The organism is Pseudomonas brassicacearum subsp. neoaurantiaca (genome assembly GCF_013608025.1).
Lineage (GTDB): Bacteria > Pseudomonadota > Gammaproteobacteria > Pseudomonadales > Pseudomonadaceae > Aquipseudomonas.
Window position 1 is genome coordinate 223,030 of sequence record NZ_VDLV01000064.1, and the last position, 24,237, is coordinate 247,266.

At 60.6% G+C, this 24,237-nt stretch carries 22 protein-coding genes and 1 riboswitch; of the genes, 15 read left to right on the forward strand and 7 right to left on the reverse strand.

Going from position 1 to position 24,237, the window contains the following annotated elements; translation table 11 throughout:
- Positions 1 to 266 precede the first annotated feature (266 nt).
- The 5 genes from FHK92_RS27265 to FHK92_RS27285 all read left to right on the forward strand — a co-directional run bounded on the left by FHK92_RS27265 (position 267) and on the right by FHK92_RS27285 (position 6,466).
- Positions 267 to 2,024, forward strand: a complete 1,758-nt coding sequence (locus FHK92_RS27265; protein WP_181290944.1) for a carbamoyltransferase family protein — start codon at positions 267 to 269, stop codon at positions 2,022 to 2,024.
- The gene (locus FHK92_RS27270) at positions 2,008 to 3,138 is read left to right on the forward strand and encodes a glycosyltransferase (RefSeq protein WP_181290946.1); all 1,131 of its coding nucleotides are present in this window, start codon (positions 2,008 to 2,010) and stop codon (positions 3,136 to 3,138) included. Before FHK92_RS27265 ends, FHK92_RS27270 begins: the two co-directional genes overlap by 17 nt.
- On the forward strand, positions 3,138 to 4,034 hold the full coding sequence (locus FHK92_RS27275) for an antimicrobial resistance protein Mig-14 (RefSeq protein ID WP_181290948.1): 897 nt from the start codon (positions 3,138 to 3,140) through the stop codon (positions 4,032 to 4,034). Before FHK92_RS27270 ends, FHK92_RS27275 begins: the two co-directional genes overlap by 1 nt.
- Before the next feature lie 8 nt (positions 4,035 to 4,042).
- Complete coding sequence (locus FHK92_RS27280; RefSeq protein WP_181291041.1) at positions 4,043 to 5,446, forward strand: PIG-L deacetylase family protein; 1,404 nt, start codon at positions 4,043 to 4,045, stop codon at positions 5,444 to 5,446.
- A gap of 63 nt (positions 5,447 to 5,509) precedes the next feature.
- Positions 5,510 to 6,466, forward strand: coding sequence for a glycosyltransferase family protein (locus tag FHK92_RS27285; protein WP_181290950.1), 957 nt, complete (start codon positions 5,510 to 5,512; stop codon positions 6,464 to 6,466).
- A gap of 38 nt (positions 6,467 to 6,504) precedes the next feature.
- On the opposite strand, the gene FHK92_RS27290 is transcribed toward FHK92_RS27285, so the two are convergent.
- Positions 6,505 to 6,765 carry a hypothetical protein gene (locus tag FHK92_RS27290; RefSeq protein WP_181291045.1) on the reverse strand — a complete coding sequence of 87 codons (261 nt, stop codon included), beginning with the start codon at positions 6,763 to 6,765 and terminating at the stop codon, positions 6,505 to 6,507.
- Here FHK92_RS27290 and FHK92_RS27295 point away from each other — a divergent pair.
- Positions 6,703 to 7,806 carry a glycosyltransferase gene (locus FHK92_RS27295; RefSeq protein ID WP_181290952.1) on the forward strand — a complete coding sequence of 368 codons (1,104 nt, stop codon included), beginning with the start codon at positions 6,703 to 6,705 and terminating at the stop codon, positions 7,804 to 7,806. The two genes, FHK92_RS27290 and FHK92_RS27295, sit on opposite strands and share 63 nt — an antisense overlap.
- Here FHK92_RS27295 and FHK92_RS27300 read toward each other — a convergent pair.
- Entirely contained in the window at positions 7,792 to 8,397 is a 606-nt protein-coding gene (locus FHK92_RS27300; protein WP_181290953.1) for a toluene tolerance protein, read from the reverse strand. The two genes, FHK92_RS27295 and FHK92_RS27300, sit on opposite strands and share 15 nt — an antisense overlap.
- A gap of 107 nt (positions 8,398 to 8,504) precedes the next feature.
- Between FHK92_RS27300 and FHK92_RS27305 the strand changes: the two genes are divergently transcribed.
- From FHK92_RS27305 to FHK92_RS27335, 7 genes are all read left to right on the forward strand, one after another.
- Positions 8,505 to 9,677 carry an O-antigen ligase family protein gene (locus tag FHK92_RS27305; protein ID WP_181290954.1) on the forward strand — a complete coding sequence of 391 codons (1,173 nt, stop codon included), beginning with the start codon at positions 8,505 to 8,507 and terminating at the stop codon, positions 9,675 to 9,677.
- A gap of 15 nt (positions 9,678 to 9,692) precedes the next feature.
- Positions 9,693 to 11,498 carry a lipid A export permease/ATP-binding protein MsbA gene (gene msbA / locus FHK92_RS27310; RefSeq protein WP_181290957.1) on the forward strand — a complete coding sequence of 602 codons (1,806 nt, stop codon included), beginning with the start codon at positions 9,693 to 9,695 and terminating at the stop codon, positions 11,496 to 11,498.
- Positions 11,499 to 11,544: 46 nt separating this feature from the next.
- On the forward strand, positions 11,545 to 12,153 hold the full coding sequence (cysC, locus tag FHK92_RS27315) for an adenylyl-sulfate kinase (protein ID WP_181290959.1): 609 nt from the start codon (positions 11,545 to 11,547) through the stop codon (positions 12,151 to 12,153).
- A gap of 100 nt (positions 12,154 to 12,253) precedes the next feature.
- Entirely contained in the window at positions 12,254 to 13,675 is a 1,422-nt protein-coding gene (gene hldE / locus FHK92_RS27320) for a bifunctional D-glycero-beta-D-manno-heptose-7-phosphate kinase/D-glycero-beta-D-manno-heptose 1-phosphate adenylyltransferase HldE (RefSeq protein ID WP_181290960.1), read from the forward strand.
- A 103-nt stretch (positions 13,676 to 13,778) separates the two neighbouring features.
- Positions 13,779 to 14,753 (forward strand): glycosyltransferase, encoded by a 975-nt coding sequence (locus FHK92_RS27325; RefSeq protein WP_181290962.1) that lies wholly within the window; start codon positions 13,779 to 13,781, stop codon positions 14,751 to 14,753.
- Between the two features lie 5 nt (positions 14,754 to 14,758).
- On the forward strand, positions 14,759 to 15,463 hold the full coding sequence (locus FHK92_RS27330; protein WP_181290964.1) for a hypothetical protein: 705 nt from the start codon (positions 14,759 to 14,761) through the stop codon (positions 15,461 to 15,463).
- Between the two features lie 69 nt (positions 15,464 to 15,532).
- Positions 15,533 to 16,336: a hypothetical protein gene (locus FHK92_RS27335; protein ID WP_181290966.1), complete on the forward strand. Its 804-nt coding sequence runs from the start codon at positions 15,533 to 15,535 to the stop codon at positions 16,334 to 16,336.
- 2 nt (positions 16,337 to 16,338) lie between these two features.
- Here FHK92_RS27335 and FHK92_RS27340 read toward each other — a convergent pair whose 3' ends face one another.
- From FHK92_RS27340 to FHK92_RS27355, 4 genes are all read right to left on the reverse strand, one after another.
- A complete protein-coding gene (locus tag FHK92_RS27340) occupies positions 16,339 to 17,304 on the reverse strand; it encodes a metal ABC transporter ATPase (protein ID WP_181290968.1) in 966 nt (321 codons plus the stop codon).
- A 33-nt stretch (positions 17,305 to 17,337) separates the two neighbouring features.
- Positions 17,338 to 18,150 (reverse strand): aldo/keto reductase, encoded by an 813-nt coding sequence (locus FHK92_RS27345; protein ID WP_181290970.1) that lies wholly within the window; start codon positions 18,148 to 18,150, stop codon positions 17,338 to 17,340.
- On the reverse strand, positions 18,147 to 19,322 hold the full coding sequence (locus FHK92_RS27350; RefSeq protein ID WP_181290972.1) for an NAD(P)/FAD-dependent oxidoreductase: 1,176 nt from the start codon (positions 19,320 to 19,322) through the stop codon (positions 18,147 to 18,149). Before FHK92_RS27350 ends, FHK92_RS27345 begins: the two co-directional genes overlap by 4 nt.
- 244 nt (positions 19,323 to 19,566) lie before the next feature.
- Positions 19,567 to 19,899, reverse strand: coding sequence for a DMT family transporter (locus FHK92_RS27355; protein ID WP_181290974.1), 333 nt, complete (start codon positions 19,897 to 19,899; stop codon positions 19,567 to 19,569).
- 104 nt (positions 19,900 to 20,003) lie between these two features.
- Between FHK92_RS27355 and FHK92_RS27360 the strand changes: the two genes are divergently transcribed.
- Together FHK92_RS27360 and waaA are read left to right on the forward strand one after the other, a co-directional pair.
- Positions 20,004 to 20,894, forward strand: a complete 891-nt coding sequence (locus FHK92_RS27360; RefSeq protein ID WP_181290976.1) for a LysR family transcriptional regulator — start codon at positions 20,004 to 20,006, stop codon at positions 20,892 to 20,894.
- 22 nt (positions 20,895 to 20,916) lie between these two features.
- The gene (gene waaA, locus FHK92_RS27365) at positions 20,917 to 22,197 is read left to right on the forward strand and encodes a lipid IV(A) 3-deoxy-D-manno-octulosonic acid transferase (protein ID WP_181290978.1); all 1,281 of its coding nucleotides are present in this window, start codon (positions 20,917 to 20,919) and stop codon (positions 22,195 to 22,197) included.
- Positions 22,198 to 22,375: 178 nt separating this feature from the next.
- Here the strand turns inward: waaA and FHK92_RS27370 are convergent, their stop codons facing one another.
- Positions 22,376 to 23,815, reverse strand: coding sequence for a TolC family outer membrane protein (locus FHK92_RS27370; protein ID WP_181290980.1), 1,440 nt, complete (start codon positions 23,813 to 23,815; stop codon positions 22,376 to 22,378).
- A 156-nt stretch (positions 23,816 to 23,971) separates the two neighbouring features.
- Positions 23,972 to 24,077, forward strand: a riboswitch (TPP riboswitch).
- The last annotated feature ends 160 nt before the right edge of the window (positions 24,078 to 24,237 follow it).

Consider the following 24,237-nt stretch of genomic DNA (forward strand, 5'->3'; position numbering starts at 1 on the left):
CCAATGTTCCATTCCTGGCGCACCGCATTGAATGGTTTTAGGGGGCTGCTACGCAGCCCAGCGGGAGCAAGCTCCCTCGCCACGAGTGCGCTGAGCTCGTCAATGGTGGCAGGCCAGCGCTCTAAACGCAGCCACTCATCGCTAGAGGCTTAAGGCCGCTTTTCAGCTATAATCCCGCCCTTTAGCTGCCCCGCACCCTTGGCGCGCGGCACATTCATTTTTCGTGGCGCTTGTCGCCCGTATGCAGACATAAGAGGCTAGACCCTGTGGCATTGACGATTCTTGGCCTGTCCGGCGCCCTTAGCCATGATCCTTCCGCAGCGCTGTACATTGACGGCAAGCTGATCGCGGCGGCCGAGGAAGAGCGCTTCGTACGCGATAAACATGCAAAGAACCGCATGCCCTACGAGTCGGCGAAGTTCTGTCTGGAACAGGCTGGCATCAAGCCTTCCGACGTCGATGTGGTGGCGATCCCATTCGCCCCGATCAGTCTGTTCGGCGAAGCTCGCTGGCACTACGCCAAGCGTTACTGGTACGCCCCGGACCGCGCCCTCGACGCGATCCTGATGGGCAACCGTCGCTACAAGCGTTATCGCCGCAAGATCGTCTGGTGCCTGGAACAGCTGGGCTTCGATCCGAAAAAGATCAAGATCGAGCCGGTCGAGCACCACCTGGCCCACGCCTCCAGTGCCTACCACTGCTCGGGCTTCCAGGAAAAAACCGCGATCCTGGGCATCGACGGCAAGGGCGAGTACGCCACGACTTTCTTCGGTTATGGCGAAAACGGCAAGATCCACAAAATCAAGGAATTCTTTGATCCGGACTCCCTGGGTGGCCTGTACGGCGCGATCACCGAGTTCCTCGGCTTTGAAATGCTCGACGGCGAATTCAAGGTCATGGGCATGGCGCCCTATGGCGATGCCACCAAGTACGATTTCTCGCGCCTGGCTTCGTTCGAAAACGGCGAGTTGGTGATCAACACCGACTACGCCAACGTGATCGGCCTGCGCCGCTATAAAGAGAAGGGCAAGGGTTTCTACTTCTCGCCGAAGCTGATCGAATGGCTCGGCCCGAAACGTGAAGGCGACATCGCCGACGAGCCGTACATCCACTACGCGGCAAGCATGCAGGCGCTGTTCGAGAAGCTTGCATTGCAGATGATCGACCACTACCTGGGCGACGTGCTCAAGGAAACCGGCAAGCTGGCCTTCGCCGGCGGCTGTGCGTTGAACGTCAAGCTGAACCAGAAAATCATCGCCCGTGACGACGTCAAGGAGCTGTTCGTGCAACCGGCTTCCGGCGACGCCGGTACGGCGGTGGGCGCGGCCGCTTATGTGTCCCACGCCCGTGGCGTGCCGGTGGAGAAGATGGAACACGTCTACCTCGGCCCGGCCTACAGCAACGAAGACGTGATCGCCGCGTGCGCCCGTCACCCGAGCAAGCCGGCGTGGCGCAAGATCGACAACACCCCAGAGCGCATCGCCAAGATCATGGTCGATGGCAACCCGGTGGCCTGGTTCCAGGGCCGCATGGAGTTTGGCCCGCGTGCGTTGGGCGGTCGTTCGATCATTGGTTGCCCGAGCGCCAGCGGCGTGGCCGATCGCATCAACGAGCAGATCAAGTTCCGCGAGCGCTGGAGGCCTTTCTGCCCGTCGATGCTCGACACCGTTGCGCCGCAGATGATCAAAGTCGATCACCCGGCACCGTTCATGACCTTCACCTTCGAAGTGGCCGAGGAATGGAAAACCCGCGTGCCGGAAGTCGTCCATGAAGACGGTACTTCCCGGGCCCAGGTGCTCAAGCGCGAATACAACCCGCGCTACTACGACATGATGAAAGCCCTGGAAGTCCTTACCGGCAACGGCGTGTCGCTGAACACTTCGCTCAACCGCCGTGGCGAACCGATGATCTGCTCGCCGACCGACGCGTTGAACATGTTCTACGGTTCCGACCTGCAGTACTTGATCATGGAAGACATCCTGGTGGTCAAAGACGGCGTGGACGCTTATGACACGCTCGGCTGAGCGACATGTGCTGCAGTTCTGCCACGGTTATGACGGGCCGTTCCTGGACTGCGCCCGTCAGTACGCCAGCCTGTTCGCGGGCACTGGCTATCGCGTGACTACGGTGTTTCTCACCGGCGCGGCGGACGCCGAAGTCGCCGCAGGCTGTGCCTCGGACGAGGTGTTGTTCATGGAATACAGCTCCAGTGCCATTTCCGGCCTGAAGCTGGGCGCCATCGGCGATCTGCGCAAGATCGCCGCCTCGCGCAATTTCAGTTTCTGCATTGCCCACCGATTCAAGCCGATCTACATCGCCTTGCTGAGTACTCGCCTGCCAGTGATCGGTGTGCATCATGCCTTTGGCGACTACCAACGGCGTACCCGCCGATTGTTCGCGCAGATTTTCCAGAAGCGCTTGAGCCTGCTCGGGGTGTCCGACGCCGTGCGCGACGACATGCGTCGCTGCTTGCCGAAATGGCCGGCCAGCCGGATCCAGACGCTCTACAACCGCATTGATCTGGAGAGTTTGCAAACCAGCCAGGTTTCCCGGGAGGCCGCGCGCAAAACCCTCGGGCTCGAAGCGAATGCCTGGATTGTCGGTAACGTCGGACGCCTGCATCCAGACAAGGACCAAGCCACGCTGCTGCGAGGTTTTGCTGCCGCGCTGGCGTACCTGCCGACCCAAAGCCAACTGGTGATCCTGGGCAAGGGGCGCCTGGAGCAGGACCTCAAGGAGCTCGCTCGAGAGCTGGGCATTGCCGATCGCGTGCTGTTTCTCGGCCAGGTGCCCGAAGCCCGCCGTTATTTCCGTGCCTTCGATGCGTTTGCCCTGAGCTCCGATCACGAACCCTTCGGCATGGTGCTGCTTGAGGCCATGGCAGCCGGCGTGCCGTTGCTGGTCACCGCTTGCGGCGGTGCGAAGGAGGTGGTCGAGGGCGTTGGCATCCTGTTTCCGCTCGGTGATGCCGAACACATGGCCCAAGGGCTTCAGCACCTTGCAGCCATGGACGATCTGCAGCGCCGGCAATGCGCCGAATTGATGGATGAGCGCTTGCGTGAGCGCTTTTCCGACCGTGCCGTACGCGAAGCATTCTGGCGTTTGCCCCAAGTGACTGAATTGGCTTCGAGGAACTGATGCTCAACCGATTCCAAGGCTGGCGCGAGCGCGGCTGGACAACCACTGACGCGGCTACCTACGCCACGGCATGGCAACGTTTTGGCGGCAGTGTCGCGACGCATCCGTTGGTGGTGGAACGCCTGGCCGCCCTGGCTGGCATTCCCGTGCGTTACCTCGCTTTCGAGCAGGGCGGCGAGCTCAAGGCCGCGATACCGACCTGGGGCCGCGACCTGGCGTTGTCCAAAGACGTGCTCAAGCGCAGTGGCAAGAAAGGCTTGTTCGACCTGGGCAATGCCGAGCTGATCCTGCCTGCGGCGCCAGATGCACAAGCACCGCTGCGTCATCGTGGACGTTACCTGTCGGCCCTCAACGAAGGTCGTTTCAGCGGCTTGAAACCGCAGAAAGAACAGCTGGCCATGGCCCGCTTGCCGGAAGAGCTGTCCAAGAAATTCCGCTACAACCAACGCCGCGAGTTACGCCTGCTGGAAGAGGCGGGCGGGCTGGTGCGACCGGTCAGCGAATTCTCCAGCAGCGAACTGGCGACGATCTACTGCGATTTGTTCCAGCGTCGCTGGGGGTTCGCGGCCACTGGCGCCGAACGCATGGGGGAAGTGATCGAACTGCTGCGTGAATTGCTGATCGGTTCGGTGATATTTCTCAACGATGCGCCAATTGCCATCCAACTGGTGTATCGCGTCGAAGCGCCGGAATGGATCAGTGTCGAATACATCAATGGTGGCGTGGACCCGCAGACACGCGAGTTCAGCCCAGGCAGTGTCTTGAGCTTCCTGAATACCCAAAGCGCCTGGGAGCATGCTCGGGCCGCTGGTAAGCCGTTGCGGTTTTCCTTCGGGCGCGCGGATCGTGAATACAAAGACCGTTGGTGCAACCCCGTGCCGGTGTTTACTGTATGAACCCACCCCTGAGTCGAAAACAACAATTGCTCAAGCGTCACCGCCGGAACAAGCGTATGGGGCTGCTGCTCGCCCTTGTCGTACTGGTATCGCTGGGTGTCGCGGTGGCCTGGTGGCTGCCCCTGATATTTGCGGTGCTGGGTTGGGTCGCCCACGAGGCATGGTTCGCCGACCACTTGTTCTATTCGCCCAGGGACGATTACCAGTACAGCTTCCCGCCGTTCACCCAGCAACCGAAGGTTCATCTGAATGCCGGGCGGCTACAGTTGGACGAAGGCGTGATTCTTGATGACGGCGCGACGCTTGTGTTGGCGTTGCGAGTCAAGAGCACCTGGCTGGGCCGCTTCATCGACCCGTGCGTCGAATTATTGGGCGGCGAATCGGCGGATCGGCAAACCTTCGAGCGCGCAGTCAACGGCCTGCGCTATCTGAATCTCAGCGAGCAGGGCGACGTATTGTCCCGGGGCGAACTGCGTCTGCGCGGGCGCTTTTGTCGTGTGTCGGGGGAACCGATGCTGTGGTCCTTCACGACGCCGCAAATAAAGCGCCAACGGGTGATGGTCATCGCGCCCCACGCGGATGACGCTGAACTGGCGGCTTACGGTTTGTACAGCCAGGCGGACGAAGCCTGGATCGTGACACTGACAGCCGGCGAGATCGAAGCCGAGCATTATCAGCGGATGGGTCTCGATCGCGTTGAGGCCGCCAGGCTCAAAGGCCGCTTGCGCGCCTGGGACAGCATTGCCGTGCCGCGTTGGGCCGGGGTGCCTGAAGCGAACTGTGTGCAGTTGGGCTACTTCTGCCTGCAATTGGCGGCCATGCAAGCCGCGCCGAACCAGCCCCAGGGGTCTCGCGAGGCGGACCTGAGCGATACCCGGCTGTTTCGCCAGTTGAACCCCTTCGTCCTGCCCGGCGATGCCGATGGCGCGCCGACCTGGAACAATCTGCTGGCGGACCTGCGTGAACTGCTGCTCAAGGCCCGCCCCGAGGTCATTGTGTTGCCGCATCCGACCCTTGATCCTCATCCCGATCATCTCTGTGCCCATCATGCCGTCCAGCAAGCCCTCGAAGGCCTGGAGTGGCAGCCGACCCTGCTGTTGGGCTACGCCAATCACCTGCACGACAATGACCGCTGGCCCATGGGCGATGCAGGGGCGGGTATCGCGTTGCCGCCCTGTTTTGACTCGGCTCAGCCAATGCACCCTGTCTCTCTGCCGCTGGCGCTGGCAAGTCAACGTGACAAAGCCATGGCCTTGGGAATGATGCATGACCTTCAGCCGCCTGCGCCGTTCAAGCGTCGCCTGCGCCGTGGCATCCAGCGTTTATTGGCTGGGCGGCGGACGTCTCCCTATGGCGAGAATGAATTTTTTCGTAAGGCTGTGCGTCGTCATGAACTGCTCTGGCGACTTTAAGGGCCTATGGGGCCGCAAGGCTTCCGGTTATCCATCCAATCGTTCCGTGTCCCAAGGAAGACGATGAAAGTTCTATTTCTGGTGCAGAAAGAGCAACGGGCTATCCTGGATAGGCTCTACGAAGGCGTGGCCGCCCATTGCGAATGCGACCTGCGTTGGCTCGATGGCCAGGAGCAACGCAACCTGCGGGGATATTTCCGGCGCCATGTGGACGTGTCTCGCTATGACCGGATCGTATTTTTCCTGCGTTTCAAGCAGGAAATCCGCCAGGCCGGTTTCATCCGCACGATCCCCAACCTGGTCATCCTCGAACATGACGCCTACCAGAACTACATCCCGTGTAAATACACCGGTAAGTTCAGTGCTCATTATCGTCGACTGCCTTGGGTTCGGGTCATAAGTTCCGGTTTCATGGTGACCGAACGCCTGCGCGACGAAGGCTTCGACGCGGTTTTCGTTCCCAAGGGCTACGATCAATCGTTGCTGCAGGACCAGCGCCGTGAGCGGGATATCGAACTGGCGTTTGTCGGCAGTACCAACAGCGTTGCCTATAGCGGTCGCAAAGCACTGTTGGATGAACTGGCGCGCGTCGAGCCGCTGGTCATCACCCGTACCAAGTCTGGCGAAGAATATTGCGAGACGCTCAATCGGATTCGCTTCTTCGTCAGTGCCGACGTGGGCATGGGTGAATACATGATCAAGAATTTTGAAGCGATGGCGTGCGGCTGCGTGCTGCTGGCGTTTGATCAAGGCCCCGAGGAAGCGCGTGCGCGGGGTTTGCAGGATATGCAAAACGTGGTCTTGTATCAGGACATCCCGCAACTTCAGGAAAAACTTTCCCGGTTACGTGCGGAGCCTGAACTGGCGCAAGGTATCGCCCGCAACGGCCACCAGCTGGCTTTGGAGCAGTTCAGTTTCGCGCGTATTGGACAGAAAATCGTGGAAGCGCTGGAGCCTGCGCTGCGACCGCGCGAACCGTTGAGTCTGCTGGAGTCCTTGCGGCAGAAATTGGGCATTTAGAAAACCGTTCTGCCATCCATCGACCGGGTGGCATTTGACTAAATGGTATTTTGCACGCCGGATTCGCTGTGCATGTCGCAGTTCCAGTCGAACGCCAGCGCAACGCGCGTCGCAAGCGTCGCGAACAAATCAAACTTTTTCTGATCCTTTTGTTCGGAGTTTCCATTGGCTGGCTTATCCATTGTTGAGCTTCTCAAAATACGAATTGGGTCCGCGACTAAAAGGTTTGCTGTTCGATGAGCATTATCAATGTTATGTGGGCAGGCGGTTCGGCCTTCGCTTCGGTGCATAAGGTTCACTGCCAGATCCTTTCACAAATGGACCCTGCCATGCCCGTCAAGACATGGCTCTTGCAAGGTTCGGTAGCGGCATGCCAGGACAACATGGGCCCGGTGAGGGAGTGGAATCTGACTTCGGCCCGTCTCAAGGGGCGACACTTCTGGCGCCTGTTGATGCCCTTGATGCGCGGCCGCTTCCGACAGGCCCTGCTCGACAGCGATGCTCAAGTGGTAATGCTCGATGGTATCGGTGTAGCCCGCACCTTGTTGCCTGTCTTGAAAGATATGCCGCAGATCCGGGTGGTGGTGATATTCCACGGCGCGACACGGATAAACGCTGCGTGCCGGGACCTGCTGCGCAGCTTCCCCCCCTCTCGCCTGGCTTTGGCGGCGGTGTCCGAGACGTTGGCGGCGTCGTTGCAGGATGAATTGGATATCCAGGCCACTGTATTGCGCAGTGCGTTCGATCCCGTTGCATTTAAATCCTGTCTTCTGTCTCGTGAAGAGGCTCGATCCCGGCTGGGCTTGCCTCTGGCGGGCACTCGAGTATTTGGTGCCGTGGGACGGCTGGTGGATAAGAAAGGCTTTGCCACCCTGCTGGATGCTTTTGCGCGGATAGCTGTCGAACAGTCCGATTGGCGGTTGGTGATAGTCGGCGAGGGGCCGGCTCGCCAGGCGTTGCAGGCGCGGATCGCCCTGCCAGATCTGGCCGGCCGGGTATTGCTGACGGGACACCTGGAGGACGTGGCGCAACTCTATAAAGCGTTCGATTGGGTGCTGATACCCTCTTTCGAAGAGGGCCTTGGCCTGATTCTCCAGGAAGCGATCCTGGCGGGTGTGCCGGTACTGGCCAGTGATCTGGCGGTGTTTCGGGAGCAGCTGGCCGATGCCGGCTGGTACGCGCCGGCGGGAGAGGCGGTCAGCTGGAGCGAAGCGATCATACGGGCTAAACAGGCCCCAGCCGAGGCGATCGCGGCGGCGCAGTATCAGGTGTTGGGGCCGGACGAAGCGTGGGCGAATTTCTGCCGGACCGCTCGCCAATTGATCTCAGGCAGGCAATAAGGCACTTTCCAGCGCCTGCATCGGAAAGCTCTCGTTCAGGTTCTCCCGCGCAATATAACGTGCAAAATGTTGCAAATTGCGACGCGCCAGGTAATGCGGCAGTGGAGAGCGCAAGAAGCGCATATCGGCTACGTCGATCAGCCCCAGCTTGTTTTCAGGCGTGACGACGATATTGCCCAGGTGCAACGAGCGAAAGTAAATACCACAGGCATGCAGGCTACGGATCAATTCGACCAGCGCCGGAAGGCGTTGCTGCCAGCTGAAATTTTCCTGATTCGATAATTGGCGCAGGGTTTTTCCGGGAAGCGGCCGATACAGTACGGCGGTCATGCGCGGCTGTTGCAATTTGTAATGCGCCAGCACTTCGAGAGTCGGTACGCCGAGCTCTTTCAAACGGGTCGCATTATTGATGAATCGCGCCGAATAGGGCTTCAGGAGAGCCGAGGAAAAAAGCCGCTTGCGGCGAAACAGTTTGAGGATATTTCCATCCTCCAACAGATAGACTTTTGGGCCGTAGCTGTCGGCCTCCAGAATGCTGGCGCCTTCAATCAGATGATTTAAAGCGGCTTGGGGAAGCCGTGAGGATTGCATCGTAGGGAAACCTTGTTGGAAGAACCGGTGCCGTGGCGGGCCATGATGCCCAAAAGTTTTTGTTTTAACCATGCCGGTTTGGCTGGTAGACCGTTTAGGAGCGTTGGATGCAAGCAACACGTTGGTCGCAGGTTTGGATGGCTTTTGGCTTGTTATGGTTTTTGCTGGCGATTGCCCTGGCACCCACCAATAAAGTCTATCAGCAAGGATTGATCGTTTTCGTCTGGCTGCCGGCGATCCTGTTCGCCTGGCCCGCGCGGCATAGGCTGGTGGAGTTGTGGCAGGCCCAGCGCTTGATCTATGTGGCTTTGCTGGCGTTGATGGCATGGGCATTGGTGACCCTGTTCTGGGCCGAGGCTCCGGAGCCTGCCCGCGAAGCCAAGCGGTTACTCTATATCCTGGTCTTCCTGTTGTTCTTTCCGGTTTTTGCCGACGGTCGGCCCGAGCGCGTGATTCGTATCATGCAGTGGGGCGGGGTAGGGCTTTCGCTGACGGCATTGATGGCTATCATCCATTTCTACGGCGTTCAAGATAAACCTTGGGTGGCACGCCTCGAAGGGCTGGGCGAACTGTCCCATCCAATCCTGGGCGGTTATGTGATCGGCCTGGCAGCGATCTGGATGCTGCACTGGGTTCCACGTCGTATCGGCCTGCAGGTTGTTTGGGCGTTGGCATTGGCTCTGTTGGGGGTATTCGTCGTGATGAGCCAGAGCCGCGGCGCGGCATTGGCCTTGCTGCTCAGCGTTCTGGCCATGCCGCTTTACTGTCGGGACCAACGTACCCGTGTGATTGCTGCCACTGCGCTGGTTCTGGCGATGCTGACCTTCTGGCTGCTGGAGCCCTTGGTGATGGCCCGCGGTGCGTCCTACCGCCCCGAGATCTTTACATCCAGCCTGCATATGATCGCCGAGCATCCATGGGGTGGCCTTGGGGTAGCAGCCGATTATCGAGTCCCTGTAAACGATCTTTTCTTCGACCATGCGCATAATCTGTTCAGTCACGTTGCCATCCAACTGGGCCTGCCAGGGCTGCTGCTGTGGTGCGTCGTCTGGTTCGCCGTGCTGCGCGAAGCCTGGCGTGCCCGGGACACCTTGCTGGGTCGGGGGGTGCTGGGCATCTGGGTGTTTTCATTCCTGGCGATGCAGTTCGACGCCGCGAGCCTGACCGGAACCCCCCGCGCTGAGTGGTTCATAAGCTGGTTGCCGATTGGCCTGGCCAGTGTTTTGGCCTGGGCGCGGGCCAAGTCCGGTGGGTGTGATAAAATCCCGCGCTCTTCCTAACCAGTGAGCTCGACGATGAGTGACGCACCGCCTAAAGCGGAACAGGATTCCAGCCTGAAAATCTATTTCCGGCTGCTGGGATACGTCAAACCCTACTTGGGCATTTTCCTGCTGAGTATCGTGGGCTTCGTGATATTCGCTTCCACCCAGCCCATGTTGGCCGGGATTCTCAAGTATTTTGTCGACGGCCTGAGCAATCCCGATGCGGTGCTTTTCCCGAATGTGCCGTATCTCAAGGATTTGAAACTGCTGATGGCCGTGCCGCTGCTGATCGTTTTGATCGCCGCCTGGCAGGGCCTCGGGTCGTTCCTGGGCAACTATTACCTGGCCCGGGTCTCACTCGGGTTGGTTCATGACTTGCGGGTCGAGTTGTTCAACAAGCTGCTGGTGCTGCCCAACCGCTATTTCGATACGCATAACTCCGGGCACCTGATCTCGCGGATCACCTTTAACGTGACCATGGTCACGGGGGCGGCCACCGACGCCATCAAGGTTGTGATACGCGAAGGCCTCACGGTGGTGTTTCTCTTCGCTTACCTGGTGTGGATGAACTGGCAGTTGACGTTGGTCATGCTGGCAGTCCTTCCGCTGATCGCGATGATGGTCAGCAATACCAGCAAGAAATTTCGCAAGCAAAGCAAGAAGATCCAGGTGGCCATGGGCGACGTTACCCATGTGGCGTCCGAAACGATCCAGGGTTATCGCGTGGTACGCAGTTTCGGCGGCGAGACCTACGAAGAAGAGCGCTTTGCCCGCGCCAGTCAAGGCAATACCGATAAACAATTGCGCATGACGCGTACCGGGGCGGTTTATACCCCGATGCTGCAATTGGTGATCTACACGGCCATGGCTGCATTGATGTTCCTTGTGCTGTTCCTGCGCGGCGATGCGACGGCCGGTGATCTGGTCGCCTACATCACGGCGGCGGGTTTGTTGCCCAAGCCGATTCGCCAGCTCTCGGAAGTCAGTTCGACCATCCAGAAAGGCGTGGCCGGTGCGGAAAGTATCTTCGAGCAGCTGGACGTCGAACCGGAAATCGACAACGGCACGTTCGAGCAAGAACGCGTCAGCGGCCGCCTCGATGTACGCAACCTGAGCTTTACCTATCCTGGCGCCGACCGCGAGGTACTCAAGGACATCAGCTTCACGGCTGCCCCTGGGCAGATGATTGCACTGGTGGGGCGTTCGGGCAGCGGCAAGTCGACCCTGGCGAGCCTCATCCCGCGTTTTTATCACCACGAAGTGGGTCAGATCCTGCTCGACGACGTGGAAATCGAAGACTACCGCTTGCGCAATTTGCGTCGCCATGTAGCCCAGGTGACCCAGCACGTCACGCTGTTCAATGACACGGTGGCGAATAATATCGCTTATGGCGACCTGGCCGGAGCCCCGCGCGCCGACATTGAAAAGGCCGCCCAGGACGCCTATGCCATGGACTTCATTGCGCAATTGCCCAAGGGACTGGACACCGAAGTGGGGGAAAACGGCGTCCTTCTATCAGGCGGCCAACGTCAACGCCTGGCTATTGCCCGGGCGCTGCTGAAGAACGCGCCGTTGTTGATTCTTGATGAAGCGACGTCAGCGCTGGACACCGAGTCCGAACGGCATATTCAGGCTGCGCTGGACCAAGTGATGAAAGGCCGTACTACACTGGTTATCGCCCACCGTCTGTCGACCATTGAAAAAGCCGACCTGATCCTGGTGATGGATCAAGGCCGTATCGTCGAACGGGGGAACCATGGTGAGCTCCTGGCGAAGAATGGCTATTACGCCCGTCTTCATGCCTTGGGGTTGGATGCTCCCGCGCAGGACATTGCCTGAGTTCTGACGCCAGGCTTTGATGGCCGGCCTTATGAGATGCTCGGTTATGAACGAAATATCGAAGGAATCGATGCCGCGGACACAGACCAGCCCCCATGTGCAGACGCTTGCACCCGAGGACCGGGCTGCCATCAAGGCCCAGCGACCACGCTGCATCTGGCTGACCGGCCTGTCGGGAGCGGGCAAGTCGACGCTGGCCAATGCCTTGGAGGTGCAGCTTCACGAGCAGGGCTTGCACACGTCCCTGCTGGACGGCGATAACCTGCGCCAAGGGCTGTGTCGGGGATTGGGTATGGACGCCGAAGCGCGAACGGAGAATATCCGGCGGATTGCCGAGGTGGCGCGGTTGATGGTCGATGCCGGTCTTATCGTGATTGTCGCGGCCATTTCACCGTTTCGCGCGGACCGTGAAGCGGCACGGCAACTGTTCCCCCAGGGCACCTTCCTGGAGGTCTATGTCAGCACACCTTTCGAGGTCTGCGCCCAGCGCGATCCCAAAGGCTTGTACCGCGAAGCCCGCGCCGGACGGATCAAGAATTTCACCGGGCTCGACAGCCCGTACGAAGCCCCCCTTGCACCGGACTGCGAGATCAATACCGACGAGGTTGAAACGGACCTGGCCTGTGCCTGGTTGGCAGCGTTGCTGCAAAAGTGATCGGGCGTACGTGCTGTCGTCCCGTTGCAGCCATGGACGAGCCCTGCGCCAACCCTGTGCTAATATCCCCGCCCTGTTCATTTTGTATGTGGGATGCTCCATGAAGTTGTCCATGCCGCGATTCGATCAAGCCCCTGTATTGGTGGTCGGCGATGTCATGCTCGACCGCTACTGGCATGGCGGTACATCACGGATTTCCCCCGAGGCCCCGGTGCCGGTGGTCAGGGTCGAGCACATCGAGGATCGCCCCGGCGGTGCCGCCAACGTTGCCCTGAACATCGCCGCACTCGGTGCGCCGGCCTCGCTGGTGGGCGTGACCGGCGACGACGAGGCCGCCGACAGCTTGGCCAACAGCCTCAAGGGCGCAGGCGTGCGGGCGATCTTCCAGCGCATTGCGCACCAGCCAACCATCGTCAAGCTGCGGGTCATCAGCCGCCACCAGCAACTGCTGCGCATCGATTTCGAAGAACCGTTCGCCACCGATCCGCTGTCCCTCGGCGCCGAGGTCGATAATCTGCTCGAAGGGATCAAGGTCCTGGTGTTGTCGGACTATGGCAAAGGCGCGTTGAAGAACCATCAGGTGTTGATCCAGGCTGCTCGTGCCCGTGGCATTCCGGTGCTGGCCGATCCCAAGGGCAAGGATTTTTCCATCTACCGCGGTGCGAGCCTGATCACGCCGAACCTCAGCGAGTTCGAGACCATCGTCGGCGGTTGCGCTGATGAACACGAGTTGGTGAGCAAGGGTGCACAGTTGATGCACGACCTTGAACTGGGTGCGTTGCTGGTCACCCGAGGCGAGCATGGCATGACGCTGCTGCGGCCTGATCACCCGGCTCTGCACTTGCCGGCCCGAGCCCGTGAAGTTTTCGACGTGACGGGCGCTGGCGATACCGTGATTTCCACGCTCGCGGCGGCCATCGCCGCTGGCGAAGAACTGCCTCACGCAGTAGCCCTGGCGAACCTGGCGGCCGGTATCGTTGTCGGAAAGCTCGGTACGGCTGCTATCAGCGCGCCTGAGTTGCGTCGCGCCATTCAACGTGAAGAAGGGTCCGAGCGGGGCGTGTTGGGTCTGGAGCAACTGCTGCTGGCCGTGGACGACGCTCGCGCCCATAACGAGAGAATCGTGTTCACCAACGGTTGCTTCGACATCCTGCACGCCGGCCACGTGACCTACCTTGAGCAAGCCAGGGCCCAGGGGGATCGCCTGATCGTCGCGGTCAATGACGATGCATCCGTAAGCCGTCTCAAAGGCCCAGGGCGTCCGATCAACAGCGTTGACCGGCGCATGGCGGTCCTGGCTGGCCTCGGCGCGGTGGACTGGGTGATCAGTTTCAGCGAAGGCACGCCGGAAAACCTACTGTCACAGGTCAAGCCGGATGTGCTGGTCAAGGGCGGTGACTATGGGATTGATCAGGTCGTGGGCGCGAATATCGTCACGGCCTACGGCGGTACAGTGAAGGTATTGGGGCTGGTGGAAAACAGCTCGACGACGGCCATCGTCGAGAAGATTCGCAGCCGCTGAACCTTGTTGCCTTTCGAGGGAAGTCCTACATGGCAAGCTCCTACCTTTGCGGGTCGAGCTTGCCTACCGGCTCTGGTTGTTTTGGTCTGTGGCTAATTAACTTATGAAAATCATGCTTCTGGTTATGGATGAACAGCGTGTGATTCTCGACCGCCTGTATCAGGTCGTGCAAGAAAACTGCGATGACTGCACCCTCTATCGCTTGACTAAGCCGCAGCAAAAGAAGCTTGGCCGATTCCTGGCCTCGGTCAATTACCAGGATTTCGACCGGGTGGTGATATTTTCGCGGGTTAAACGCCTGGCCCCGCAACTGAGCGTGTTGAAGTGCATTCCGGGACTGGTCTTCCTTGAGCACGACGCTTATCAGAACTACATGCGCGAAAGTAAATACTACGGTGTCTATTCGCGCCTGTACCGCCGCTTGCCCAGTTGCCGTGCCTTGGTGTCAGGGGCGCTGGTGGCTCGCCGGATGCAAGCTGAGAACATCGATGCTGTGTTCGTTTCCAAAGGTTATGACGAACAGATGCTGCACAACACCGGCAGCGTACGCGATATCCCCGTTGGCTTTCTCGGCAGTCTCAAAAGCAATGAATATGCTCGACGCCGAGCGCTGCTTGAATCCCTGGCTCAACGCACCGGTATGCTGGTAACGCGTACTCAGTCAGGTCGCGAGTATCTGGAAACGCTCAATCGCATCAAGATCTTTGTCAGCGCCGACCTGGGAATGGGGGAGTTCATGATCAAGAATTTCGAGGCCATGGCCTGCGGTTGCATGTTGTTGGCTTGGAGCCAGGGCGAGGAAGACAGACTGCTGGGCTTCGAGGACATGGAAAACACCGTGTTCTATCGCTCCGAAGAGGAGGCGGTGCAGAAGCTCGAGATGCTGCAGCGCGATCCGGAACTGGCCGCGCGAATCGCCCGCAATGGTCAGGCCTTCGCCGAAAGCCGCTATTCGTTTGCGCGCGTCGGGCAGGCCTTGGCCGAGGAAATCCAGCGTGACATGCGTCCCTGGCAAGCTCCGTCGGCGTGGACTCGCGGATGGGTCAAGCTGCGCTATGGCATGCAGGTGCCGGGGTAAGCGACATGGTGGATCGCGCTCCTCAAATCACTGACGAAATGGCGCTCGACAAATTGCCTGGCGGTCATCAATCACTGATGGAGGCCTTGCCCCAGCCGTTGAAGGATTGCTTGGAAAGGGCCTCGCGGGTGGTGCTGGTGGCGAATAACCCAGCCATCACCGCGGCCGACTTCCAGGCACTCGACATCGGCAGTGACGACGTGGTCGTGACCTTCAATACCTGCGTGAAGTCGGCACTGCTCAGTCCGCACAGCGTTAACGTGTTCGTCCATGGCTTCAACGCCCCCGATGCGTATTTCTTTGGCCTGCCCTACAACGCCGAAGTGCAGCGATTGTTCGGTCTGCCCGACGCACGCTGCTTCACGATGTTGGTGGGATGCACCGGGGCAATGTCACCGCTGCCGGGCGTGGCCTTGTATCGGGAGCGCATTCCGTTACCACCCTTGTGGAATTACCCGGTCGACAGACCCCATGGCAAGCGCTATGTCGGTCCTTCGACGGGCTTCAATGCGTTGGTATTGTTCGATTGGCTGCGCGGTCGTGCGGGTTATACCTACCAGATCATGACGCTGGGTTTTTCCAACGAGGCGGGAAAGTTCTGGAGCGGGCACGCTTGGGATTATGAGCGGCAATGGCTACTCCAGGCAGACGTAACCGTGGTGCCGCTGCAACGTAGGCGTTGGTGGCAAAAATGGTTTCGTCGCCCTTGAGCCGCATTGGCAGGCTGAGCTGCCTGATAGGCTGATGCCGGGGCAGTTTTTTACGAAAGGAAGAATGTTGTGAAAGTTGCGTTGGCTTTTTTTGGTATTCCGAGAAACTCGGGAATCTGTTTTCCTTCCATCCAAGAAAACGTCCTGGCACAAATTCCTGCCGGGAACGAAGTGCAGTGTTTTTACCATCTCTACAAGATCGTTGAAGTCAACAGTCCGCGCTCAGGGGAGCAAGGTGAACTGAAAGCGGACAATTACGCACCGTTCACCACCATGACCGGCCGCCTGGAGTCCACCGAAGGCGTCCTGGAGCGGTGGGACTTCGAGCGAGTCAAGGCCTTGGGCGATACCTGGGGAGATGAGCATGCATCGCTCAGGAACCTGATCTACCAGCTCAATTCCTTGAATACCGTGACGGCCATGATGGAGCCGTTCAATCCGGATTTCGTCGTGTTTGTGCGTCCCGATAATTTTTACCATACAGCGCTGCCTGCCTATATCTTTGCCCAACCCGACGCGCGCCGATTGAATGCCTACGTTCCGGATTGGCAATGGTGGGGAGGCTTGAATGACCGCTTTGCTGTGTGTGGGCGCGATGCCTACCGGGCCTATGGCAAGCGGATCGAACGCATTTTCGATTTTTGCGAGGCTACGGGCAGGAAACTGCATTCCGAACGGCTGCTCAAATACGCGTTGCAACAAGCACAGGTGAAAGTCTGCACACTTGCGACCACGGCTTCACGGGTACGAATCGATGGTACCTTCGCCGAAGAATCATTCTCGCCCAAGCGCAGCATGGGTAAACGAGAGAACCGTTATTTCCACCTGTTTGCGCAGTGGCGGACGTATTGGGATAAACGACGCTCCGCTTGACGTTATTTATGCAGCGTCCCGCGAACCATGCGCATCAGGCCCATGGCCTTTTTGTGCAAGTTGGTCAGGCCTTGGCGACGAGGCGTGTGCACTTCCAAACCCTGTTTCACGAGCCAATCCTTCCAGCGGATGCGTTCGTCGCGGACCACCCAGCCTTCTTGACTGGCGAAGCTTTCGGCCAAGTGCAGGCCCCGGGTGCTGGCCGCAACCAGACGATCACGTTTAAGGGTGTAGAGCTCACCGATCGGCTTGCCGTTTTCAAGTGGCATCAGGTACAGATCGGGCCGCTTGCGGTCCAGGCGGGCCACCAGTTGATCGCCCTCCAATCGTTCATCGACATGAAACAGGCTCAGGGATTTGGCTTCCTTGGGCACGTCCAGGCGCAAGTCATAAATCAATTGCAGCGATGCTGTCGGTAAATGCACATAGGCCCGTGGGCGTTCGATCAGTTGCAGGTTGGCGCAACGCACCGGGCGGGCCGAGCCGGATAGCGGAGCCAGGCGAAACGGCAAGGCTTCGCGATAATGCAGCGCACTCGAATAAGGGGCGGGGAGCCAGGTGTCGTTGAAGCGCCCGCCGAGCCAACCTTCCGGTGTTTCCAGCAGGCACTCTTCGGCTATTTCGTTGATGGCGGTGAGCAGCGGCAGGTTCAATTCATGGGCGGGGACGTAACCGGAGATCAGCTTGAGTACCACGTCGCCGCGATCCTGGCGACGCTGACGCACCAGTACCCAATATTCGCGGTTCTGCCAATGCAAGGTCAGGCGCACCGAGACGCCCAGGTTCGCCAGTTCCAGGGAGAAACGTTCGGCATCGGCCACCGTTACGGGGCGGCGGCGCTGTAAGGTCTGAGCGAAATTCAGCGGCATCCCGATGCTCTGGTAGGTCAGGCCTTCGGGTGTCGCTTCGACGAACAGGGGCAGGGTCTTGAAGTTGCTTGGATTCTTCCTGATGAGCGTACGCGGCATGTCAGCTCCTGCTTGATGCCGCGCAGGGCGGCTTCAGTTTTGACGTAGGACGTTGGCTACGGTCGCAACGTTATGGGCGAGGTGCAGCGGATCAATGGTGCCGACAATAGCACTGGCAACCCCTGGATGCTCAAACAACAGTTCGAAGCTGGCACGGACCGGGTCCTCTCCGGGGCTCAGGCAGACGTGGCCGCTGGCCAGGGCTTTTTTCACCAGGATCGCCTTGCCGTGCTCGCTAGCGTAGTCAATGACAGCCTTTTCGCTTCGTTCGTTCAGATTGTAGGTGACCATCGCGCAGTCGCCTTGCTCCAGGGCTTTCAAGCCGCCGTCGACGGTTTTGCCGGAAAAACCGAAACCACCGATCTTGCCTTCACGCTTGAGCGCCGCCAGGGTCGGGTAGACCTCGCTGTCGTTGAGGATCGAAAGATCATTGCCGTCCGAATGCACCAGCACCAGGTCGATATAGTCCGTTTCCAGGCGCTTGAGGCTGCGTTCCACCGAGAGCCGCGTATGGCTGGCGCTGAAGTCATGGCGCGATTGGCCGTCGCTGAATTCCTCGCCGACCTTGCTGACAATCACCCAATCCTGACGCTGGCCGCGCAGCAGCGGGCCGAGGCGTTCTTCGCTGCGGCCATAGGCCGGCGCGGTGTCGATCAGGTTGATGCCCAGGTCGCGCGCCAACTTGAGCAACATGCGCGCTTCATTGTCATCAGGAATGCGAAAGCCGTTGGGGTATTTGACGCCTTGGTCGCGGCCGAGCTTGACCGTGCCCAGGCCCAGCGGCGACACCATCGGGCCGTTGTGGCCGAGCGGGCGATGCAAGTCATGCAGGGTCGGTTGGCTCATGGCAGCAATTGCTCCCAGGCCGGTATGCCCATCGGCGGTTTCGGCAGGTCCGGCAGCGGGGCTGCTTGGCTTGGCTGAATGCCGTCGCGTTGCAGTGCTGCGATCACCCGATCGGAAAAATCCGGAGCCAGTGCCAACTTGGTCGGCCAGCCCACCAAGAGGCGATCCTGTTCGGCGACGAAGGCATTGTCGGGGCGGGTCAGGCCCGATTGCAGTGGTTCGGCGCGAGCAACTCGCAACGTGGCCCATTGCGCGGTGCTGAGGTCGATCCACGGCAGCAGTTGGCCGAGTTCTTTCTGGGCGACGGCAATCTGCGCGGCAGGTTCACGGGCGACGGCGTCGCCTTCGGCGAGGTCGCCGCCCAGGTACCAGACCCATTGGCCGTCAGCGGCGGGATGGGTAGTCACGGTGACGCGCGGCTTCGGTCCGCCGCCCAGGCAATGGGCATACAGCGGCTTGAGGCCCGGTCCCTTGGCCAGGACCATGTGCAGCGGTCGGGTCTGCATGGCCGGCTGGTCCAGGCCCAGGGCCTTGAGGAGGTCAGCGGTGCCACCGCCGGCACTGAGGACGATGCGCTGGGCGCGGATTTCGCGACCGTCGACCTTCAGCCCGATCAATGCGCCTGCTTCATGCAGCGGCTCGATTTGCTGGCCGGCCAGCAGGCTGTCGCCGGCCAGTTCCGCCAGGCGGACGATCAGGCTGGGCACATCCACAACCAATTCCGACAGGCGATAGACCTTGCCCTTGAAATGCTTGTCTTGCAGGGCGGGCGGCAGTTGTTCGCCCTTGACCTGGTCAACGCGTCCACGCACGGCCTTGCTGGCGAAGAAACTGGTGAGGTTGCCGGCCAGGGTGCCGGGGGACCAGAGGTAATGGGCGTCGGACAGCATGCGCACGCCTGACAGGTCCAGCTCGCCGTCGCCCTTCAGCGCTTCGCGCCAACGGCGCGGCATGTCGGCGATGGCTTCCGAAGCGCCGGTCAGGGCGCCATGCAAGGCGTACTTCGCGCCGCCATGGATGATGCCCTGGGATTTGACGCTCTGCCCGCCGCCGAGGCTGGCGCTTTCCACCAGCACGGTTGAAAACCCCTGGCGACGCAAGCGCGCATTCAGCCAGAGGCCGGCGACTCCGGCGCCGACAATCAGAATGTCGGTGGAAATAACGGATGGCATGCAGCGACCTCAGAATTCAAGACGAGGGCGCAGTATACAGACTCGACGAAGAGGGCATTTGTTGGCGATCAATGTCGGCACCTGGCGAGCAACGCTTTTGTGGCGAGGGAGCTTGCTCCCGTTGGATCGCGTAGCGGTCCCAAGCTTTTTGGGGCTGCTGCGCAACCCAGCGGGAGCAAGCTCCCTCGCCACAGATGCGTTCCAGCTCAGTGAAAAGGCATTCCAGTTTGATGAGCAGTGGTTTTCAGTGTCCGGCAGTTTTGGAGAAAAGCTGGATCACCACCACCCCCAACACAATCAACGCCATCCCCAGCATCGCCGGCACGTCCAGTTTCTGCCCGTAGATGAACAGCGCCGCGACGCTGACCATGACGATCCCCAGGCCGGCCCAGACCGCATAGGCCACGCCCACCGGAACGGTGCGCACCACCAGCGTCAGCATCCAGAACGCAGTGCCGTAGCCGACGATGACCAGCAGCAAGGGCAGTGGCGCGCTGAGGCCCTTGATCGCTTTCATCGACACGGTGGCGATGACTTCGGCGCAGATGGCAATGGCGAGGTAGTAGTAGGCGTTCATGGGGCGAATCCTCTGTGACTGTTGCGTCGTTCGATGGCCCCATTCTAGGGATTGGGCAGATGGGGTAAAGTCATTACCTATCTGCAATAGAGATAGGTCGCGCCATGAATACTCAGTGGAATCTGGAACAACTGCGGCTGTTCGTCGGTGTCGCCGAGAAGCGTTCGTTTTCCGCCGTGGCCCGGGACCAGCGCAAGGCCCAGTCAGCTATCAGCAGCGCGATTGCCATGTTGGAGGAGGACTTGGGGGTGAGCCTGTTCGAGCGCAGCAGCGGTCGTCAGCCCAAGCTCACCGATGCGGGCGTGACGCTGCTTGAGGAGGCCCGGGAAGTGTTGCGCCAATGCGAGCGCCTCAACGGCCGTGCCCTGGCCTTGATGCGCGGGCAGGAAGCCTCGTTGCGCCTGGCCCAGGACGAGGCCATGCCCTATCAACCGGTGATCGACAGCCTGGCGGCGCTGGCCGAACGATTTCCCACGCTTGAAGTACAGCTGGCCAGCGCCGCCCAAGGTGATGTGGCGCGCAAACTGGTGGAACGTCGCGCCGACCTCGGGTTGTTGTTCTATCACGACCAGATCCCCGAGGCGCTGGAGCGCCGGGTGCTGGGCAGCGTCGAGATGGTCACGGTGTGCGGCCGGGATCATCCTCTGGCGAACCATGAATATGTGTCATGCCTGGAAATGGCCCGGCACCGCCAGTTGCTGATGGCGACCCAATCCAGCGTCTATCCCGGCAGCGAACAGGCCAGCCCGCAGGTCTGGCGCGCTGACAGTTTCTACGTGCTGGCCGAGTGGTTGAGAAGTGGCCTGGGCTGGGCCTGGTTGCCGCGGCATGTCGTGCAGTACCCGGCGTACCTGGGGGATATGGTCGAGCTCAACAGCGAATGGACCCCGCCGGCCCTGGTGGTGGAACTGGTCTGGCGCCGCGACGAACCCTTGGGCCCTGCGGCCCGTTGGCTGGCGGAACGTTTTGCCGTGCAGTTGCAGGCGATTGGCTGAAAAACCGATAAACTCCGCCGCCATGAACAGAACTCTCTATAGCGCGTTGTTTTATCTGGGGCTGCCACTGGTAGCGATTCGGCTGTGGCTGCGGGCCCGCAAGGCGTCGGCGTATGCGCGGCGTATCGGCGAGCGGTTCTCGTGGGGCTTGCCGCCGATGGTGCCGGGCGGCATTTGGGTCCATGCGGTGTCGGTGGGCGAAAGCATCGCCGCCGCGCCGATGATTCGCGCGTTACTGCAACGTTATCCACAGCTGCCGATCACGGTGACGTGCATGACGCCCACCGGTTCGGAGCGGATCAAGGCGTTGTTTGCCGATGAACCGCGCATCCAGCATTGCTACCTGCCTTATGACTTGCCGTGCGCGGCCAAGCGTTTTCTCGACCGGGTCCGGCCGAAACTGGCGGTGATCATGGAAACCGAACTGTGGCCCAATCACATCCATCAATGCGCCCGGCGGGGCATTCCCGTGGCGTTGGCCAATGCACGGCTGTCGGAGCGCTCGGCGCGTGGTTATGCGCGCTTCCCCAAGCTGACCCGGCCGATGCTCGCCGAAATGAACCTGTTCGCGGTGCAGACCGAAGCCGAGGCCGAGCGTTTTCGCCAACTCGGTGCCCGGGCGCAGACCGTCGAAGTCACTGGTTCCATCAAGTTCGACCTGACCATCGATCCGCAACTGCTCGAAAGCGCCAGCGCCTTGCGTCGCCAATGGCAAGCGGTGGACCGTCCGGTGTGGATCGCCGCCAGCACCCACGAGGGTGAGGATGAGGTGGTATTGGCCGCTCACCGTCGGCTGCTCGACAGCTATCCCGATGCGTTGCTGATCCTGGTGCCGCGTCATCCGGAACGGTTCGATTCGGTGGCGCAATTGTGTGAGCGCGAGGGTTTTGCCACGGTCCGGCGTTCCAGTGCTCAACCGGTCGACGCCCAAACGTCGGTGCTGCTGGGCGACACCATGGGCGAGCTGCTGTTTCTCTATGCACTGGCTGACAGTGCGTTTGTCGGCGGCAGCCTGGTGCCCAACGGCGGACATAACCTGCTCGAACCGGCGGCGCTGGCAAAACCGGTGCTGAGCGGGCCGCATCTGTTCAACTTCCTCGAAATCGCCGCGCAACTGCGTGCGGACGGGGCCTTGGCGGAAGTGGAAGACGCTGAGAGCTTGGCCCTGGCGGTGCAGCGCCTGTTCGAGTTGCCTCGGGATGCCCAGCGTATGGCCGAGGCGGGATTGGCGGTGATGCGCCGCAACCAGGGTGCGTTGCAGCGATTGCTGGATGGGTTGGGGCGGTTGCTCGACAAACGTTAATCGCTGAACTTATGGCGGGCGCAGTTGTGGCGAGGGAGCTTGCTCCCGCTGGCCTGCGAAGCAGGCCCTCGTCAGTCACCGCGTTCTGGCAGACAGAATCGCGGTGTCCGGTTTTACGGCTGCTTCGCAGCCGAGCGGGAGCAAGCTCCCTCGCCACGGGCGATTCGTCGCGGATGAGTTATTGCGCCGGCCGTGAGCGCAACTGCTGTGCCGCAGCCTGTGCCAGGTCCGGCGGCAGGAAGTCCTTATCCGGGTTGTAATCAGGCTTGAGGTAGCGGGACAAGGCTTGCAAGTCTTCCGGACTCAAGGTCCCTGCCGCTTGCTTGAGGCGCAGGTTGTCGAGGATGTAGTCATACCGGGCGTTGTTGTAGTCGCGCACCGAGGTGTACAGCTGGCGCTGGGCGTCGAGCACGTCGACGATGTTGCGGGTGCCCACCTGATAGCCGATCTCCGTGGCGTCCACCGCGCTCTGGTTGGAGATGATCGATTGGCGCCGGGCCTGGACCTGCTCCACATCGGTGTTCACCGCGCGATGCAGGTTGCGGGTGTTTTCCACGACTTGCCTACGCAGGCCTTCGCGCTGCTGCTCGGTCTGGGTGAGTTGCGAGTAGGACTCGCGAACCTGCGAGCTGGTCAGCCCGCCGCTGTAGATCGGGATGCTCAATTGCAGGCCGATGGTGCGTTGCTCGGCGTCGCCGCCGTAGCGCTGGCCGGTCGGGCTCGGGTTGGTGAAGCCGAGGCCGTCGTTGTCACCTTTGCGGTACTGGGCGATTGCATCGAGGGTCGGCGCATGGCCGGCCTTGCGTTGGCGCAGGGTGTCTTCGGCGGCATCGACGGCGTAGTTGCTGGCCAGCAGATTGAGGTTCTGTTTGGCGGCGGTGTCGACCCAGGCCTTGGCGTCGTTCGGCGTCGGCGGCAGGATCGGCAGGGTGTGGACGACGCCCTGGATCGAGTTGAATTGGCGGTTGGTCAGGGTGATCAGTGCTTCGAAGGCGTCTTCGACCTGGCGCTGGGCGATGATCCGGTTGGCCCGGGCGGTGTCGTAGCTGGCCTGGGATTGCAGCACGTCGGTCTTGTCCGACAGGCCCACGTCGAAACGTTCGTTGGACTGGTCGAGCTGACGCTTGAAAGCGGCTTCCTCGGCCTTGGTCGAGGCCAGGTTGTCCTGGCTGCGCAGCACGTTGAAATAGGCTTCGGCGCTTTGCAGGATCAGGTTCTGCTCGGTGGCGGACAGTTGCAGCGATGCCTGCTCATTCACCGACTTGGCCGCCTGCAACTGGAACCAGCGGTCGGCGCGGAAGATCGGCTGGGACAAGGTGGCCTGGTAGACCGTGGAGCTGCGGGTGGCGGTCATTGCCGGTTGGTCGAGTTCGGTACGGGTGTTGTTCAGGTCGGCGCCGGCCGACAGGTTGGGCAGCAGCCCGGCGCGGGCCTGGGGCACCACTTCCTTCTGGGCGCCATATTGGGCGCGGGCGGCGGCCAGGTCGGCGTTGTTGTCCACCGCTTCCTGGTACACGCTGACCAGATCGGTCTTGGTGGACAAAGGGGCTTCAGCGGCCCAGGCCATTCCGTTGGACGCACAAGACACGGCAAGGGCCAGTGAGAGTTTGCGCAGCATGAGGCGATCCCTACGTTCAAATTGAGTGCGCAAAACAGGCGCGCGGCGTAGCGAGTGTAGTTGCGCCTACGCACGGCAACAATCCTGTATTTGCGCCATTCATCACGGCTTTTGCCCGGGCGATGGCGTTCTGCGCCGGTTGTGTCTAGACTGGCCGGGTTCTTGTCGGGGTGCCTTGCTATGAGGCTGAGATCGAATAATTTCGGATCCCGTTGAACCTGATCAGGTTAACGCCTGCGTAGGGAACAAGATTTCTCGTCACCCGGCGAGTCCTCTTGTGCTTCGTCCGGGATGTTGTTCGACAATCGAACACCTCCGAGCAGCAAGCACAGCGTCCGCACTTTCGTGCAAGGGCGCGTCCATTCGTTACAGGTTCGCTCCGACAAAAAATCCACTGCCTGGATGTGTGTCTGGAGAGCCCG